A 16949-nucleotide genomic window follows, 5' to 3' on the forward strand; every position below is an offset into this window, starting at 1 on the left:
ACTTTCTTCTCTTTTCGGTGGATGCCGCAAAGGGCATCCACCCTGCTGATTTGCCTGCGGTTATGGCGCAGGCTGCACCAGCAGCTGTCCTATAGAACCTCGGTCCGCCATCTCTAACGTCTGGCTGGAGTAGAGGAACGGGAAATGCTCCCAGGACGGCTGTCCGAAGTAGACCAGCAGTTCAACCTGCCCGTCTACCCATACGGTATCTTTCCAGCCGCGGTCTTCGCCAAACGGCGCGGCGCCGTTGACGTTGCGGATCAGGAAGGTCACGCCTTCAATATGGAAGGACTGCGGCATGTCGGAACGCACGGTCCAGCGTTCCCATGTCCCCTGCTGGGTCTGAATATCAGTCCGTTTGATATCCCACAGCTGGCCGTTAATACCCGGATCTTCACCCAGGGTAATATCACGGCTGCGGGCCGGGCTGCCGTTAATAATCTCATCCGGCAGCAGGCGCATCGGCAGGCTGTCGGTGACCAGCGGCAACAGGCCCGTCGGGCGCAGCGTGAGCACCAGGGTCGAAATCAGAATGCTGGACGGCTCGAAGAAGCCGCGAATACGATCCATGATCCCCGCCGCTTCGCCGCAGGTAATCGACACTTCTTTCCCTTCGGTCATATCGACCAGAATTTCGCGACGTTCGCCCGGCGCCAGAGAAAGCTGTTTCACCGACACGGGCGCGGGCAGGAAACCCTGATCGCTGGAAATCACGTGCATCGGACGGCCATCGCTCATCTGCAACAGATAACGACGCGCGTTCGACGCGTTCAGCAAACGCAGGCGTACCCAGCCGCGAGAAACCTCAACAAACGGCCCCTGCACGCCGTTTACCAGCAGCGTATCCCCTACAAAACCACCGCTGCCCGGCTCAACGTATTCTGGCGTGCCGAAGTTATCCAGCCGCTTGTCCTGAATAATCACCGGGAAGTCATCTACCCCGTAGTGGTTGGGGATGGGCAGGGATTTGCTGACCTCATCTTCAATGAGCCACATACCCGCGAGGCCGTTGTAAACCTGCTCGGCAGAACGGTTCGGCGTGCTGGCGCGGTACCAGAGCGTGGCGGCCTGCTGGCGAATCGGCAGCACCGGTGCCCAGTCAACGTTCGGGGACATCATGCGCGGCGCCCCGCCCATAAGCGGACCCGGCACCTGAAGCCCGGCAACCGTCATGCCGATATTTTCCTGCAGGCGGTTGCTGTAAATCATCTTCACGTCATCGCCGTTCCATACGCGGATGGTTGGCCCAAGATAGCGCCCGTTCAGCCCCCAGACCTGCGCTTTCGCGCCGCCGGTAAACGACCAGTGCGCCCGCTGTAAAGTCAGAAACAGAGGCTGCCCACGGCGGGACTCAAGCAGCGGCGGGACGGGTAAAGGTAACTGCTGCCCAGCTGCGTTTGCCCTCAGTGGCACGCTACCTGCACAAAGCGCTATTCCCGATGCCTGAATAAACTGACGCCGACTGAGTGACATAATTGCTCCATGTAAAACGTAAAACGTGGGGCGGTACAAACCGTACCGCCAGAGGGGCGAACCCCGGCATGAGACGAATTAATTCGCCTGTTTCTTTTCAATCGTTTTGGCTGCTTCTCGCTGCGCAACTTCTTTATTAAGCTCGTCAATTCTGGCCATCATAATTTCGCGGCAGTGGGTCGCGAGTTTGCGCACCTGATCTTTACCAAACTCGCTGGTATCAATCGGCGGCAGCATTTCAACAATAACCAGACCGTTATTCCAGCGGTTCAGCTTAATTTTATTACTGGTATTGGAAACGCACACGGGAATAATTGGGACGCCTGCGGCAATTGCAGCATGAAACGCACCGGTTTTGAACGGCAGCAGGCCGCGGCCGCGGCTACGCGTACCTTCCGGGAACATCCAGACGGAGATTTTACGTCTCTGCATCTGCGCCACAACCTGGGAAATGGTGCTGTGCGCCTTTGCGCGGTTATCCCGGTCAATCAGGATGTTACCGGTTAGCCAGTACAGCAGCCCGAAAAACGGCACCCATAACAGGCTTTTCTTGCCCACGGTGACCGTTGGCGGCTGGACGATATTCGCGGCGGTAACCATATCAAAATTGTTCTGATGATTACCGATATAAATGGCGGTGGGATGATTTTCAACGCCCGCCGGCAAACGGACCTCCACCTTCAGCCCAAAAACGGGCGCAAGGCGGCCAAATAAATGGCCAAAGGTCGCCACGTGACGCGGATTGCGCGGGCTGAAAAGGCAGTAAATACAGCCGAAAATACAGACCAGAATGCAATAAATCACAACGATGATAAAACGGATGATGGCTAGCATAACAACCTCTGAAACCTGAACCGCTAAACAAGAATGACTTATTTAGCGTAAACCACACCGATTGGGCGACAGGTGCCGCCCTCGGATTACTCTTCGCTGTCGCCAGCGCCTGCGCGGGCCGGGGAGTCAACTTCCACCCGGTCAATGCGCTGCAAACCACGCATTAACGTACCGCGACGGCCACGCTCTCCGGTGATCTTCTGCAGCTCTTCCGGACGCAGTTTGATTTTACGCTTTCCAACGTGCAGCGTAACGGTACTTTGTGGTGGCAGAATAAAGAGATGCGCCAGTTTATCATCTCCTTTCGCCGCTTCAGCGGAAGGGATAGAGATAATCTTGTTGCCCTTGCCTTTCGACAGCTGCGGCAGATCGCTGACCGGGAACATCAGCATGCGCCCTGCGGCGGTAATCGCCATCAGCATATCGTCGGCGCTGGTGATCTCCATTGGCGGCAGCACACGGGCGTTTTCCGGCAGGGAAATCAGCGTTTTACCGGCACGGTTGCGCGCCACTAAATCATTGAATGTACAGACGAAGCCGTAGCCTGCATCCGAGGCCATCAGCAGCTTCTGGTCGTCCGGCGCCATCAGCACATGCTCAACAACCGCGCCCGGCGGCGGCGTCAGCTTGCCGGTCAGCGGCTCGCCCTGGCCGCGGGCGGACGGCAGCGTGATCGGATCCAGCGCGTAGCTGCGCCCGGTCGAGTCGATAAAGGCAACCGGCTGGTTGCTCTTGCCCTTCGCCGAGGCCAGGTAGCTGTCCCCTGCTTTATAGTTCAGGCCCTGCGCGTCGATATCATGGCCTTTGGCGCTGCGCACCCAGCCCATCTGCGACAGCACGATGGTGACCGGCTCGGAAGGGGTCATATCGTGTTCGCTCATGGCTTTGGCTTCTTCGCGCTCGCGCAGCGGCGAACGGCGATCGTCACCGTAGGCGTCTGAATCTGCCTGCAGCTCTTTCTTCAGCAGGGTGTTCATTTTACGTTCGGAGGCGAGGATGCTTTGCAGCTGGTCGCGCTCTTTTTCCAGCTCGCCCTGCTCGCCGCGAATTTTCATCTCTTCGAGTTTAGCGAGGTGGCGTAATTTCAGCTCGAGGATGGATTCAGCCTGGGTTTCGCTGAGTGCGAAACGCTCCATCAGCACCGGCTTCGGCTCATCCTCGGTGCGGATGATGTGAATCACTTCATCAATGTTGAGGAACGCCACCAGCAAGCCTTCGAGGATATGCAGGCGTTTAAGGACTTTTTCGAGACGATAGTTAAGGCGACGACGCACCGTGTCACGACGGTAAACCAGCCACTCGGTCAGAATTTCAAGCAGGTTCTTCACCGATGGACGGTTGTCCAGGCCGATCATATTGAGGTTAACGCGATAGCTCTTCTCAAGATCGGTGGTGGCGAACAGGTGGTTCATCACCTGTTCCATGTCCACGCGGTTAGAGCGCGGCACAATCACCAGACGGGTCGGGTTTTCATGGTCGGATTCGTCACGCAGATCTTCAACCATCGGCAGCTTTTTCGCACGCATCTGGTTGGCAATTTGTTCCAGCACGCGAGCGCCGGAGACCTGGTGCGGCAGCGCGGTGATTACCACGTCGCCCTCTTCTTTCTTCCAAACCGCGCGCATACGGACGGAACCGCGCCCGGTCTGGTAAATCTTGCGAATTTCATTACGCGGGGTAATGATTTCGGCTTCCGTTGGGTAGTCCGGGCCGTGCACGATATCCAGCAGCTCGTCCAGCGAGGTTTTCGGCTGGTCGATAAGCGTCATTGCCGCCTTCGCCACTTCACGCAGGTTGTGCGGAGGAATATCCGTCGCCATCCCTACGGCGATACCGGTGGTCCCGTTCAGCAGGATATTTGGCAGGCGCGCAGGCAGCGTTTTTGGCTCCTGAAGCGTACCGTCAAAGTTTGGGGTGTAATCCACGGTGCCCTGGCCGAGCTCGCCGAGCAGGACTTCAGCGTATTTCGACAGGCGAGATTCGGTATAACGCATTGCCGCAAAGGACTTCGGATCGTCCGGCGCGCCCCAGTTTCCCTGCCCGTCTACCAGCGGGTAGCGGTAAGAGAACGGCTGCGCCATCAGCACCATCGCTTCGTAACAGGCGCTGTCGCCGTGCGGATGGTACTTACCCAGCACGTCACCGACGGTACGGGCGGACTTCTTAAACTTCGCGCTGGCGCTTAGTCCCAACTCCGACATGGCATAAACAATGCGGCGCTGAACGGGCTTAAGCCCATCGCCGATAAACGGCAGCGCGCGGTCCATGATGACGTACATGGAGTAGTTGAGATAGGCATTTTCCGTGAATTCGTGCAGCGCAAGGCGCTCTGCACCATCATGAGTCAGATCACTCATTAATCATTCATCCTCAAACTGACGAGCCGAGTGTGGCCACAAACGGCGTAATTGCCGCCGATAGTACCTTATCTGGCAGGTGTAGTCACAGGGGAGGAATGATTTGCGCAAAGTTTGGGCCATTACCCGCGGCGGGCAGACAAGGATTGACCTTACCTGCCCGCCCTGGTTGTCCGGACGTCGCGCTCGGGGTGAATTATTTCACTTTAGTCACGTTTTTTACGTCAATTTCAACGGAGTTCCAGTCCTTATCCACTTTCCCTTCCAGCTGCACGGTATCCTGCGGGGTGATGGTTTGCCCATTCCAGCGCTTGTGGTCAATATCCACGTTGATGGTGCCGGTGCTGTCGCGGAAGGTGTAGTCATCGCCCCCGATGCGCTGTTCGATTTTCCCCGTCAGCGTAACCCAGGTGTCGTCAGATAATGTTTTGGCCTTTTCAACGGTGGTTTTACTCCCGCTTGGCCCGACAAAGCCCCCCTGAGCCTGAGTCTGGGTTTGCTGCGCGGCAGGCGCGGCATTCGGGTCAACGAAGCCCCCCTGATTTGCGGCAAAGGCAGGTGCGGCGGTAATCGCCAGGACGGTCATCATTGCGGCTAGTTTTTTCATTGTTGTTTCTCCCTTCATGTATGTCGTAACTGGTACCTATTAAAACGCAGAGATCTTAACGCGATCTTAATTTCGCCACGACAAATCGCTTTTATTATGAAAATGCGGCGCCCGCCGAAGCAAGCGACTTTTCTCCTGTACAGCCCGGCATAATCGTTATTAACTTCCTGCACTTCCCGTCATGGACAATAAGGGACAGCGCTATGCGCATATTGATAATCGAAGATGACAAACTGATCGGCGACGGCCTGAAGGCAGGCTTAACGAAAATGGGCTTTACCGTCGACTGGTTCACCGACGGCAAACTCGGCCAGTCGGCGCTGGGACAGGCCCCTTACGACGCGGTAGTGCTGGATCTAAGCCTGCCGGGTATCGACGGTCTGGAAATATTAAAGGGCTGGCGGCGCAGTGGTCAAAGCGAGCCGGTACTGATCCTCACCGCGCGGGATGCGCTGGAGCAGCGTGTGGAAGGCTTACAGCTTGGTGCGGATGACTACCTCTGCAAGCCTTTTGCCCTCATCGAAGTGGCGGCCCGGCTGCAGGTCCTGATCCGCCGCACTCACGGCCAGACGCTGCCCGCCCTCACGCACGCAGGCGTTGAACTCGATCCGTTAAAACTTACCGTCACACAGGACGGTGAACCGCTCCAGCTTAAGCCGAAAGAATTTGCCCTGCTGGAACTGCTGATGCGCAATGCGGGCCGCGTTCTGCCCCGCACGCTTATCGAAGAGAAAATCTATAGCTGGGACGATGACGTCTCCCGCAACGCCCTGGAGGTGCATATCCACCATCTCAGGCGCAAACTGGGCAGCAGCTTTATCCGTACCGTTCACGGCATTGGCTATACGCTGGGTGAGGAATGATTAAGATACTGACGCAAAGCCTTCGCGCCCGGCTGCTTGCCGGTTTCGTTCTGCTGCTGCTCGCCGCCTGGGCAGGGGCCAGCCTCGCCGCCTGGTACCAGACCAGTAAATCGCTGAACAAACTCTTCGATACGCAGCAGCTACTTTTTGCAAAACGCCTCAGCGCGCTGGACCTGAGCGAATTACGCGGCGAGCCCCAACTGCCGCGCAGTAAAAAAATGGTGCCCCACCATCGGGGCAAGCAGGACGATGATACCCTCGCCTTCGCCATTTTCTCGAAGGACGGGCATCTGCTGCTTAACGATGGCGATAACGGGAAAGACCTTGAATACGGCTATTCTCGCGACGGCTTTACGGATGGCAGGCTGAAAGGCGATGACGACGCATGGCGGCTTCTCTGGCTGACCACGGCAGACGGCAAGTACCGCATCGTGGTGGGCCAGGAGTGGGACTACAGGCAAGAGATGGCGCGGGACGTCGTGGCATCTCAGCTTCTGCCCTGGCTTATTGCGCTGCCGCTGATGCTGCTTCTGCTGGTCTGTCTGGTCAGCCGTGCGCTCGCGCCGCTCCACAAGCTTGCCGCGCAGCTCGCTCGCCGGGCGCCTGACGAGGCCGGTCAGTTAGAATCGCAGGATATGCCCCTGGAAGTTAAACCGCTGGTGAAAGCGCTGAATCAGCTTTTTACCCGTACCGGGGAGTTTATGCTGCGTGAACGCCGCTTCACTTCCGATGCCGCCCACGAGCTTCGTAGCCCGCTGGCCGCGCTAAAGGTGCAGACCGAAGTAGCTCAGCTGGCCGGTGACGACGCCCCGCTGCGCGACCACGCCCTGAACAATCTTAGTTCTGGAATAGATCGCGCTGCCAGGCTGGTCGATCAGCTTCTCACGCTTTCGCGACTCGATTCGCTGGACAAGCTGGACGACGTCAAAGAGCTTTCGCTTGCCGAACTTTTACAAAGCGCAGTGATGGACGCATGGCATCAGGCGCAGCGTGAAGGCGTGGAGATACGCCTTGATATACAAAATCAGACCTCTCTACGTGGTCAACCTCTGCTGCTGGGACTGATGATACGTAACGTGCTGGATAACGCAGTGCGCTACAGCCCGAGCGGCAGCATTGTTAATGTTGCGCTACTCCCGCGTGAAATCTGCATAACCGACAACGGCGGGGGCGTCAGCCCGGAATTCTTAACGGGCCTAGGCGAACGTTTCTTCCGCCCACCGGGGCAGGAGAAAACCGGCAGCGGGCTGGGCCTGTCCATCGTGCAACGTATCGCGGCGTTGCACGCTATGCGGACACATTTTTCCAATAACGCAGAGGGAGGTTTTCAGGTGCGGATAAGCTGGTAGCCAGCCGATTATTGCGAATCAAGCAAAAGTCTTTGCACATTCTGGCCATTTTACCGTGACGGCGATCACGTTAGAATTCGTGCCAAACGTAATGATTCGAGGACTACCGATGAGCAACATCCTGATTATCAACGGCGCGAAGAAATTCGCCCACTCAAACGGCCAGCTTAACGACACCCTGACCGAAGTCGCGGAAAGCTTTTTGCGCGACCTCGGACATGATGTTCAGGTTACCCGTACCGACAGCGACTACGACGTAAAAACCGAGGTTGAAAAGTATCTCTGGGCCGACACGGTAATCTATCAGATGCCGGGCTGGTGGATGGGCGCACCCTGGACCATGAAAAAATACATCGATGACGTGTTTACCGAAGGTCACGGCTCTCTGTACGCCAGCGATGGCCGTACACGCTCGGACGCCGAGAAAAAATATGGCTCCGGCGGCCTGATCCAGGGCAAGACCTATATGCTGTCTCTGACCTGGAACGCACCGCTGCAGGCCTTTGAAGACAAGGAGCAGTTCTTCCACGGCGTGGGCGTAGACGGCGTTTATCTGCCGTTCCACAAGGCTAACCAGTTCCTCGGAATGGAAGGTCTGCCGACCTTTATCGCCAACGACGTGATGAAAGTCCCTGACGTTCCACGCTTTGTTGCAGAATATCGCAAGCATCTCGGCGAAATTTTTGCTTAACTGAGTTCAAGCTTAAACAAACGGAGTTAGTCATGCTTACAGTAATAGCTGAAATTCGTACCCGTCCTGGCCAGCACCACCGCCAGGCCGTTGTCGACGCCTTTGCAAAAATTATTCCTACCGTGCTGGAAGAAGAAGGCTGCTTTGGCTACGCCCCGCTGGTGGATCATAACGCTCAGGTTCCTTTCCAGACCGCAGCACCGGATTCCATCTTTATGGTTGAGAAGTGGGAGAGCGTTGCTCATCTGGAAGCTCACCTTGCTACGGCCCATATGAAAAGCCACAGCGCTGCGGTGAAAGACGACGTGCTGGATATTCATATCCACATTCTGGAAGACGCGATTAAGTAATCCCGGTTTTCATCAGGAACAAAAGAGCTGGTTTATACCGGCTCTTTATATTGATGCATGAAGCGTTGCCTGCGAGCGCTTTGCCTGGAGATAGCCATACATGAGCAGCGAAGACATCGCGGCGAATGAAAGCAGCGCGGCTGGCAAAGTGACGTAGCTCCAGCTGAAGCCAAGCGTAATCATCATCCCGCCCAGGTATGCGCCGACAGCGCTGCCGAGATTAAACGCCACCTGTCCCCCGGCCGCACCCAACAGCTCGCCCCCCTGCGCGTTACGCAGCAGTAAAATCTGTAGCGGAGCCGACAGGGCAAACAACCCGGCGCAGCAGATGAACCCCATAGCAAGCGACGCGGTTTTATTCTCCCCGGCAGCAAACAGCATCACCAGCGAGAGCACGATCGCCAGATCGGTTGCTGCCGCAATGCGCAGCGGGCTGTACCGTCCTGATAACCTGCCGCTCAGGATGTTGCCGAGCACCATGCCGAGCCCCATCAGCACCATGATGGCCGTCATAGCGGCTTCTGAAAAGCCGGAAACGCTGACCATAAAGGGTTTTACAAAGCTGAACCAGGCGAACACGCCTGCGTTTCCGAACATCGTGGCTGAAAAAATCAGCCACGGCTCTGGCCGTTTCAGAAAGCGGAACTGCTCTGCAAAACGGACTTCGGATCGGTCAAACAGCGCGGGCACCCAGAAAAAAATCGACCCAATCACCAGTACATCAAAAGCAGCAATCAACATGAACGCGTAGCGCCAGTTAAACGTATGGCCAATCCATGTGCCAAGCGGAACCCCCGCAAGGTTCGCGACCGTCATCCCGGCGACCATGCCCGCTACTGCCACCGTCACCTTTCCCGGCGGCGCCACTTTAGAGAGGATAATGGTGCCGACGCCGAAAAATGCGCCGTGCGGAAAGCCTGAAATCAGGCGCCCAATTGCCAGCATGGTATAGGAGGTGGAAAAAGTAAAAATGGCGTTCCCGACCACGCACAGCGCCGCCAGAAATAACAGAATGCTTTTAAGGGAGAACTTTTGTGAGAACAGGGCAACGATCGGCGCGCCAATAACCACGCCAAAGGCATAAAACGAGATCATATTGCCGGCTGCGGGGATTGTTATGCCGGTATCGTAGGCAAGCTCCGGAAGCACGCCCATGATGCCAAACTCGGCCATGCCCAGACCAAAAGTACCAAGCGCTAACGCAAATATCGTTTTTTTCACACGGCTGACCGCTTCACAGGTGAATGACGCGGATATTATTTATCATTCTGGCGGGCGCAACCAGTTCAAAACAGGGTATCAGCTCGTTAGTCCATGATGTCGCCAGAGATTGTGAATACGGGGAAGTCGAAGAGCAGGCCGCTTTGCGCGTTGATCATCAAAAGCGGCCTGTTTGTAGCGTAGATCGGTATGTCCATCAAACGACGGCAGGCATTGCCCTACACGTCCAGATCGGCCATATCGCCTTTTTCCTGCAGCCAGTTACGGCGGTCTTCGGAACGTTTCTTGGCGAGCAGCATATCCATAATCGCCAGCGTTTTATCGCTGTCTTCATCGCTGATGGTCAGCTGTACCAGACGACGGGTATTAGGGTCGAGCGTGGTTTCGCGCAGCTGAAGCGGGTTCATCTCGCCCAGCCCTTTAAAGCGCTGTACGTTCGGCTTGCCCTTCTTGCGCTTAAGCTGTTCGAGCACCCCGGCCTTCTCTTCTTCATCGAGCGCGTAGAAAACCTCTTTGCCCAAATCGATACGATACAGCGGCGGCATTGCCACGTAGACATGACCGCCTTTAACCAGCGAGCGGAAGTGGCGTACAAACAGCGCGCACAGCAGCGTGGCGATGTGCAGACCATCCGAGTCCGCATCCGCGAGGATACAGACTTTACCGTAGCGCAGCTGGCTCAGATCTTCGCTGTCAGGATCGATGCCGATCGCCACGGAGATGTCATGCACCTCCTGAGAAGCCAGCACCTCATCGGAAGAGACTTCCCAGGTGTTGAGGATCTTGCCCTTCAGCGGCATGATCGCCTGATACTCTCGATCGCGCGCCTGCTTGGCAGAACCACCCGCCGAGTCCCCTTCCACGAGGAAGAGTTCGGTGCGGCTGAGATCCTGCGCCGTGCAGTCCGCCAGTTTGCCTGGCAATGCCGGGCCGCTGGTCAGCTTCTTGCGCACAACCTTCTTCGCCGCGCGCATACGACGCTGGGCGCTGGAAATAGCCAGCTCCGCCAGCTGTTCGGCAGCCTGTACGTTCTGGTTCAGCCACAGGCTGAACGCGTCTTTCACTACGCCCGAAACAAAAGCGGCGCACTGACGGGAAGAGAGGCGTTCTTTGGTCTGACCGGCAAACTGCGGATCCTGCATTTTGACTGACAGCACGTAAGCACAGCGCTCCCAGATATCGTCCGCAGAAAGTTTTACCCCACGCGGCAGGATGTTGCGGTATTCGCAAAACTCACGCATTGCGTCCAGCAGGCCCTGGCGCAGACCGTTAACGTGCGTGCCGCCCTGCATGGTTGGGATCAGGTTAACGTAGCTTTCGGTCAGCAGCTCGCCGCCTTCCGGGAGCCACAGCAGCGCCCAGTCAACCTGTTCGGTATCGCCAGCGAAGTTGCCGACAAACGGCGCTTCCGGCAGGGTAATCAGGCCATTTACGGCCTCGCACAGGTAATCTTTCAGACCGTCCTGGTAGCACCAGCGCTGCTCGGTATTGTTTACTTTATCGGTAAAAGTGATCTCAACGCCCGGGCAGAGAACCGCTTTCGCCTTAAGCAGATGGCTCAGGCGCGAAACGGAGAAGCGCGGGCTGTCGAAGAATTTTTCGTCCGGCCAGAAGTGAACGCTGGTACCGGTATTGCGCTTGCCGCAGGTGCCGACAACCTCAAGCTCCTGGACTTTATCGCCGTTTTCAAAGGCGATGCTGTAGACCTGCGCGTCACGGCGAACGGTGACTTCTACTCGCCTGGACAGGGCGTTAACAACGGAAATCCCCACCCCGTGCAGACCGCCGGAGAACTGGTAGTTTTTGTTGGAGAATTTCCCGCCCGCGTGCAGGCGGCAGAGGATCAGCTCGACCGCAGGGACGCCCTCTTCGGGGTGGATATCCACCGGCATACCGCGTCCGTCATCAATAACTTCCAGCGACTGGTCGGCGTGGAGAATTACATCAACACGCTTAGCATGGCCTGCCAGCGCTTCATCCACGCTGTTATCAATGACTTCCTGGCCCAGATGGTTCGGGCGTGTTGTGTCGGTGTACATTCCCGGGCGGCGGCGAACCGGCTCAAGCCCGGTGAGTACCTCAATGGCATCGGCGTTATAACTGGATTGCGTCATGGTTTATTCGTTCAGATAGCGAAACAGGAATCGGGCGACCCGGCCTCAATGAAGACCGAGGAAGTCGACAATCTGTGTGAAATAATCTTCGAAGCCTACAAAGGCGTGATTACCACCGGATTCGACCGTCTGGCGACAGGAAGTGTAGTAAGCCACTGCCTGGCGATAATCGAGCACTTCGTCACCCGTCTGTTGCAGCAGCCAGATGAGATCAGGCGCTTCAAGCGGGTCAACTTGCATGACTTTAAGATCGTAAATATGGCGTGACTCTAGCACATATTGCTGCCCGGTGTAGGGGTTCTCATTGTTACCAAGATATTCTGCTAACAATTCAAACGGGCGTACTGCGGGGTTGACGACGACGGCAGGCAGCATGAAGCATTGCGACAGCCAGGTGGCGTAATATCCGCCCAGAGAAGAGCCCACGACGCCAAGAGGCTCGCCACCGTGCTCCAGCACCAGAGACTCGAGCAGCTCAGCGGCATCCGCCGGGTAAGGGGGAAGCTGGGGGACAACCATTTCTATATGGGGATAGCGTTCTGCAAGCCAGGCCTGCAGGCTCGTCGCCTTCGCGGAACGCGGGGAGCTGTTGAAGCCGTGCAGATAAAGTAGCGTAGACATCAGTAACCTTCTGAAGCCGTATCCGGGTTGAACACTGCGCCCTGCAGGCGGCAAACCTCGGTGGTGACTTCGCCATCGTCATGAAGCTCCAGCCAGCGCCATCCGGGTTCGATGGTATCGAGCGTGAAGTTTGAGCAATGGGGTTTGAACTGTACGCAGGTAGACGGCGTGGCCAGCATGCGCCGCCCGTTCCAGTCGAGATCCAGCTCCTGGTGAATATGCCCGCACAGCAGGGTTTTCACCTGCGGGAATTTTACCAGCACGTTATCCAGCTCCTGGGCATTGCGCAGGCTGTGCTGATCGAGCCAGCTGCAGCCCGCAGGCACAGGGTGATGATGCAATAACAACAGGGTATGACGCTCAGGCGCGGCGGCGAGCTTACGCTCAAGCCACTCCAGCTGATACTCGCTCAGCTCACCGTGCGGGACGCCGAAGACCTGGCTGTCGAGCAGCAGGATTTGCCAGCTGTCGCCGACGTAAACGAGTTTTGAAGGAGAGATACCCGCATCCTGAAGCGAGCCGTACATCGCGGGCTGGAAGTCATGATTGCCGGGCAGCCAGACGCAGGGCGCAGCGATACGCGCGATGCCTTCCGCAAAATGCTGATAAGCCTCTGCGCTATGATCCTGGGCTAAATCTCCGGTGGCAACAATCAAATCACACTGACGCCCGTCAGCAAGAATAGCCGCCAGCACCGCCTGGTAACTCTCCCAGGTGTTGATGCCCAGCAACGTTTCATTCTTCCCAGAGAATAGGTGGGTATCGGTTATTTGCAGTATCCTGATACGGCCCCCACCGGCCACAGGAAGATTTAACAGGCTTTCCAAATGGTGTCCTTAGGTTTCACTCTCTCTAACAAACCGGAACCGCCATCGCTCCATGCGCTAAACAGTAGCGCAGCCAATCAGCAAGAAACTGGTTAATTTGATGCTTTTCGTCGCGTTGATGCAACTTTTTATTAGGATAATCATAACGCGCTTTGAAGCGGAAGATCTGCTGGCTTGAACACACTTCCGCGACCATCGCGTCATGGTAAAGCCTGACGGACATTGACGGAAGGCTCCAGTAGCTCACGCTCGGCGCGGTTTGCTCTATCTGCACGAGGGTCGTATAGCGAGTGGATTCTAATACGGTCAGCCGATAGCGGGCGCTATTAACCTGATAGGTTATCGATTCGCCCGGCGCGTCTTCACGCGGCAGCAGGCGGCGCAGCTGGGCGAAATTGGTTTCGCACAGGCGCATCATTTCAGGAAAGTCAGGCGTATAGCGCTTCATATTTAGTGGTTCCACTCTTCTCGTAGTTTCTCATAATGCAGCTGTAGCCATTGCAGAGCGATGACTGAAGCAGCATTGTCGATAGTCCCCTCTTCGACTAGCTGATAAGCCTGTTCCCGGCTTACCACATGAACACGAATATCTTCGTTTTCACTTTCCAGACCGTGAATACCTTTCGCGGCCGTGGCGTCCACTTCCCCTACCAGTATGGAGGAGCGTTCGCTGGTGCCCCCAGGGCTCGCCAGATAGCTCAATACCGGTTTGCTGCGGCCCACAATCAGGCCCGCTTCTTCTACAGATTCGCGGCGTGCCACGTCTTCAACGCTTTCGCCTTCTTCAATCATCCCGGCGACCAGCTCAAGCAGCCATGGTGTTGCGCTGGTGTCGTAGGCGGCAATCCGAATTTGCTCAATCAGCACAACTTCGTCACGCACAGGGTCATAGGGTAGCAGCACCGCAGCATGCCCGCGTTCAAATATTTCCCTTCTGACTTCGCAGCTCATGCCGCCGTTAAAAAGGCGGTGGCGGAAACGATACGATTCGAGTGAAAAAAAACCGCGATAAAGCGTTTCCCGTGCAATAATTTCAACATCATTTTTAGCGAACGTGACAAGTTTATCGTCTGACTTACTCATGAATGTACCCCGGATGTCTTATGGTAATGAATTGAGCGATTTCAACCCTGCCTGAATGCCCTTTCTTCTGCTATATGGTAGATTGTTCAAATTCAGGGTGGATGGCACATTACGCCAACTCGCCCCGCAGGCGTACTCTGTTAGAATCGGCAACCATTTCGACTCAATCAGCGCTATCAAAAAAACAATTTTGCTTCACAACAAGGAATGCAAATGAAGAAACTGCTCCCAATCCTTATCGGTCTGAGCCTAACGGGTTTCAGCGCCATGAGCCAGGCAGAAAACCTGATGCAGGTTTATCAGCAGGCGCGTCTTAGCAACCCGGATTTACGTAAATCCGCTGCGGACCGTGACGCCGCATTCGAGAAAATTAACGAAGCTCGTAGCCCGTTATTACCACAGCTCGGCCTCGGTGCAGATTACACCTACAGCAACGGCTATCGCGATGCGAACGGCGTAAACTCAAATGCAACCAGCGCGTCTTTAGAGTTAACTCAGACCATCTTTGACATGTCAAAATGGCGTCAGCTGACCCTGCAGGAAAAATCTGCCGGTATTCAGGACGTGACTTACCAGACCGATCAGCAAACCCTGATCCTGAACACTGCGACGGCCTATTTTAACGTGCTGAGCGCCATTGATGCACTCTCCTACACCGAAGCGCAGAAACAGGCAATTTACCGTCAGTTAGATCAGACAACCCAGCGCTTTAACGTAGGCCTGGTTGCCATCACCGACGTGCAGAACGCCCGATCACAGTACGATAACGTGCTGGCGAACGAAGTGACTGCCCGTAACAACCTCGACAACGCGGTTGAATCGCTGCGTCAGGTGACCGGCAACTACTACCCGTCCCTGGCTTCTCTGAACGTCGATGGTTTCAAAACCGACAAGCCAGAAGCGGTGAACAACCTGCTGAAGGAAGCTGAAAAGCGTAACCTGGCGTTGTTACAGGCACGCCTGTCTCAGGATCTGGCTCGCGAACAAATTCGCTATGCCGAAACGGGCCATATGCCAACTGTTGGTTTGACTGCTTCTACCGGCATCTCTGATACCAGCTATAACGGTTCAAAAACCAGTAATAGCCAGCAGTACGACGACAGCAACATGGGTCAGAACAAAGTCGGGATTAACTTCTCGCTGCCGCTGTATCAGGGTGGGTCTGTTAACTCCCAGGTCAAACAAGCGCAGTACAACTTTGTGGGTGCCAGCGAGCAGCTCGAAGGCGCGCACCGCAGCGTTGTGCAGACCGTTCGTTCATCCTTCAACAACGTGAACGCCTCCATCAGCACCATCAACGCTTACAAACAGGCAGTTGTGTCTGCGCAAAGCTCACTGGATGCCATGGAAGCCGGTTACTCGGTGGGTACTCGTACCATCGTTGACGTGCTGGATGCGACCACCACGCTGTATAACGCGAAGCAGCAACTTTCCAGCGCCCGTTATAACTACCTGATCAACCAACTGAACATCAAATCAGCGCTGGGTACGCTTAACGAGCAGGATCTGGTTGCGCTGAACGCCACGCTGGGTAAACCAGTGCCGACTACCGCAGAAAGCGTAGCACCTGAAACGCCAGATCAGGACGCGCGTGCAGATGGTTACACGGCGGACACCGCTGCAACCACCCGTGCCGTTTCGCCTGCCCAGGCCGTTCCGGCAGCGCAGCCTGCAGCCGCAAGAAGCAATACTTCCGGCAATCCGTTCAGTCATTAATTGCGCTAAAAGGGGCATGGTTTCATGCCCCTGTCACAACTTGCGCTGCCCAACGTAAGGCAACGTAAAGATCCCCCTGCAAACTACCTTCATCGCTTTAATTTCGACCATTCATCCCCTATCCTAAGCACAACAATAGCTTTATTCCTTTGGGCTCAGGACAGAAAAATGAAACGGACAAAAACCATAAATCACGCCTCGTTCCGCAAAAGCTGGAACGCCAGACATTTAACGCCGGTTGCGCTGGCCGTTACCGCCGTATTTATGCTGGCGGGCTGCGAGCAGAATGACGAAACCGTCTCCATGTACCAGAACGCGGACGACTGCGCCCAGGCCAACCCGGGTAAAAGCGCGGAATGCACCACGTCCTACAACAATGCTTTGAAAGAAGCCGAGCGCACCGCGCCTAAATATGCCTCTCGTGAAGAGTGTATTGCTGAATTTGGCGAAGGTCAGTGCCAGCCGGCTCCGGCCCAGGCCAGCATGGCCGGTGAAAATCAGAATCAGGCACAGACTCAGCAAAGCGGCAGCTTCTGGATGCCGCTGATGGCGGGCTACATGATGGGCCGCCTGATGGGCGGTGGCGCGGGCTTTGCCCAGCAGCCGCTGTTCAGCTCTAAAAATCCGGCCAGCCCGGCTTACGGTAAATACGCCGATGCCAGCGGCAAGAGCTACGGCGCAGCCACGCCGGGCCGCACCACAACGGTTCCTAAAACGGCTATGGCTCCGAAGCCAGCAACCACCAGCACCGTCACTCGTGGCGGCTTTGGTGAGTCTGTTGCCAAACAGACCAGCATGCAGCGCAGCAGCGCGACCGGCTCTTCTCGTTCTATGGGCGGCTAA

Annotated in this window: 16 protein-coding genes; 6 read left to right on the forward strand and 10 right to left on the reverse strand. The window is 56.1% G+C overall.

Annotated features, from left to right (window positions below):
* Positions 1-60: 60 nt before the first annotated feature.
* The 4 genes from ftsP to AAE045_RS01745 all read right to left on the reverse strand — a co-directional run bounded on the left by ftsP (position 61) and on the right by AAE045_RS01745 (position 5271).
* Complete coding sequence (ftsP, locus tag AAE045_RS01730; protein WP_455546212.1) at positions 61-1473, reverse strand: cell division protein FtsP; 1413 nt, start codon at positions 1471-1473, stop codon at positions 61-63.
* Positions 1474-1551: 78 nt separating this feature from the next.
* Positions 1552-2307 (reverse strand): 1-acylglycerol-3-phosphate O-acyltransferase, encoded by a 756-nt coding sequence (locus AAE045_RS01735; RefSeq protein ID WP_455546213.1) that lies wholly within the window; start codon positions 2305-2307, stop codon positions 1552-1554.
* Positions 2308-2393: 86 nt separating this feature from the next.
* Positions 2394-4664, reverse strand: coding sequence for a DNA topoisomerase IV subunit A (gene parC, locus AAE045_RS01740; RefSeq protein WP_455546214.1), 2271 nt, complete (start codon positions 4662-4664; stop codon positions 2394-2396).
* Positions 4665-4860: 196 nt separating this feature from the next.
* Positions 4861-5271, reverse strand: coding sequence for a YgiW/YdeI family stress tolerance OB fold protein (locus AAE045_RS01745; RefSeq protein ID WP_455546215.1), 411 nt, complete (start codon positions 5269-5271; stop codon positions 4861-4863).
* Between the two features lie 203 nt (positions 5272-5474).
* Between AAE045_RS01745 and qseB the strand changes: the two genes are divergently transcribed.
* From qseB to AAE045_RS01765, 4 genes are all read left to right on the forward strand, one after another.
* Positions 5475-6134, forward strand: coding sequence for a quorum sensing response regulator transcription factor QseB (gene qseB, locus AAE045_RS01750; protein WP_455546216.1), 660 nt, complete (start codon positions 5475-5477; stop codon positions 6132-6134).
* On the forward strand, positions 6131-7483 hold the full coding sequence (gene qseC / locus AAE045_RS01755; RefSeq protein WP_455546217.1) for a quorum sensing histidine kinase QseC: 1353 nt from the start codon (positions 6131-6133) through the stop codon (positions 7481-7483). The genes qseB and qseC overlap by 4 nt, the downstream gene beginning before the upstream one ends.
* Positions 7484-7592: 109 nt before the next feature.
* On the forward strand, positions 7593-8174 hold the full coding sequence (locus tag AAE045_RS01760; protein WP_455546218.1) for an NAD(P)H-dependent oxidoreductase: 582 nt from the start codon (positions 7593-7595) through the stop codon (positions 8172-8174).
* Positions 8175-8206: 32 nt separating this feature from the next.
* On the forward strand, positions 8207-8524 hold the full coding sequence (locus AAE045_RS01765) for a putative quinol monooxygenase (RefSeq protein WP_455546219.1): 318 nt from the start codon (positions 8207-8209) through the stop codon (positions 8522-8524).
* Positions 8525-8569: 45 nt separating this feature from the next.
* On the opposite strand, the gene araJ is transcribed toward AAE045_RS01765, so the two are convergent.
* From araJ to nudF, 6 genes are all read right to left on the reverse strand, one after another.
* Entirely contained in the window at positions 8570-9745 is a 1176-nt protein-coding gene (araJ, locus tag AAE045_RS01770) for an MFS transporter AraJ (protein ID WP_455546220.1), read from the reverse strand.
* 218 nt (positions 9746-9963) lie between these two features.
* Positions 9964-11859, reverse strand: a complete 1896-nt coding sequence (gene parE / locus AAE045_RS01775) for a DNA topoisomerase IV subunit B (protein WP_455546221.1) — start codon at positions 11857-11859, stop codon at positions 9964-9966.
* 45 nt (positions 11860-11904) lie between these two features.
* Entirely contained in the window at positions 11905-12480 is a 576-nt protein-coding gene (gene yqiA, locus AAE045_RS01780) for an esterase YqiA (protein ID WP_455546222.1), read from the reverse strand.
* Complete coding sequence (gene cpdA, locus AAE045_RS01785) at positions 12480-13307, reverse strand: 3',5'-cyclic-AMP phosphodiesterase (RefSeq protein ID WP_455546223.1); 828 nt, start codon at positions 13305-13307, stop codon at positions 12480-12482. Before cpdA ends, yqiA begins: the two co-directional genes overlap by 1 nt.
* 25 nt (positions 13308-13332) lie before the next feature.
* Complete coding sequence (locus tag AAE045_RS01790; RefSeq protein ID WP_202304213.1) at positions 13333-13755, reverse strand: DUF1249 family protein; 423 nt, start codon at positions 13753-13755, stop codon at positions 13333-13335.
* A gap of 2 nt (positions 13756-13757) precedes the next feature.
* A complete protein-coding gene (gene nudF / locus AAE045_RS01795; RefSeq protein ID WP_455546224.1) occupies positions 13758-14390 on the reverse strand; it encodes an ADP-ribose diphosphatase in 633 nt (210 codons plus the stop codon).
* 207 nt (positions 14391-14597) lie between these two features.
* Here nudF and tolC point away from each other — a divergent pair, with 207 nt between their 5' ends.
* Complete coding sequence (gene tolC, locus AAE045_RS01800) at positions 14598-16106, forward strand: outer membrane channel protein TolC (RefSeq protein ID WP_455546225.1); 1509 nt, start codon at positions 14598-14600, stop codon at positions 16104-16106.
* A 168-nt stretch (positions 16107-16274) separates the two neighbouring features.
* Positions 16275-16949 carry a DUF1190 domain-containing protein gene (locus AAE045_RS01805; RefSeq protein WP_455425763.1) on the forward strand — a complete coding sequence of 225 codons (675 nt, stop codon included), beginning with the start codon at positions 16275-16277 and terminating at the stop codon, positions 16947-16949.

The organism is Dryocola clanedunensis (assembly GCF_038405435.1).
Taxonomy (GTDB): Bacteria; Pseudomonadota; Gammaproteobacteria; order Enterobacterales; family Enterobacteriaceae; genus Dryocola; species Dryocola clanedunensis_A.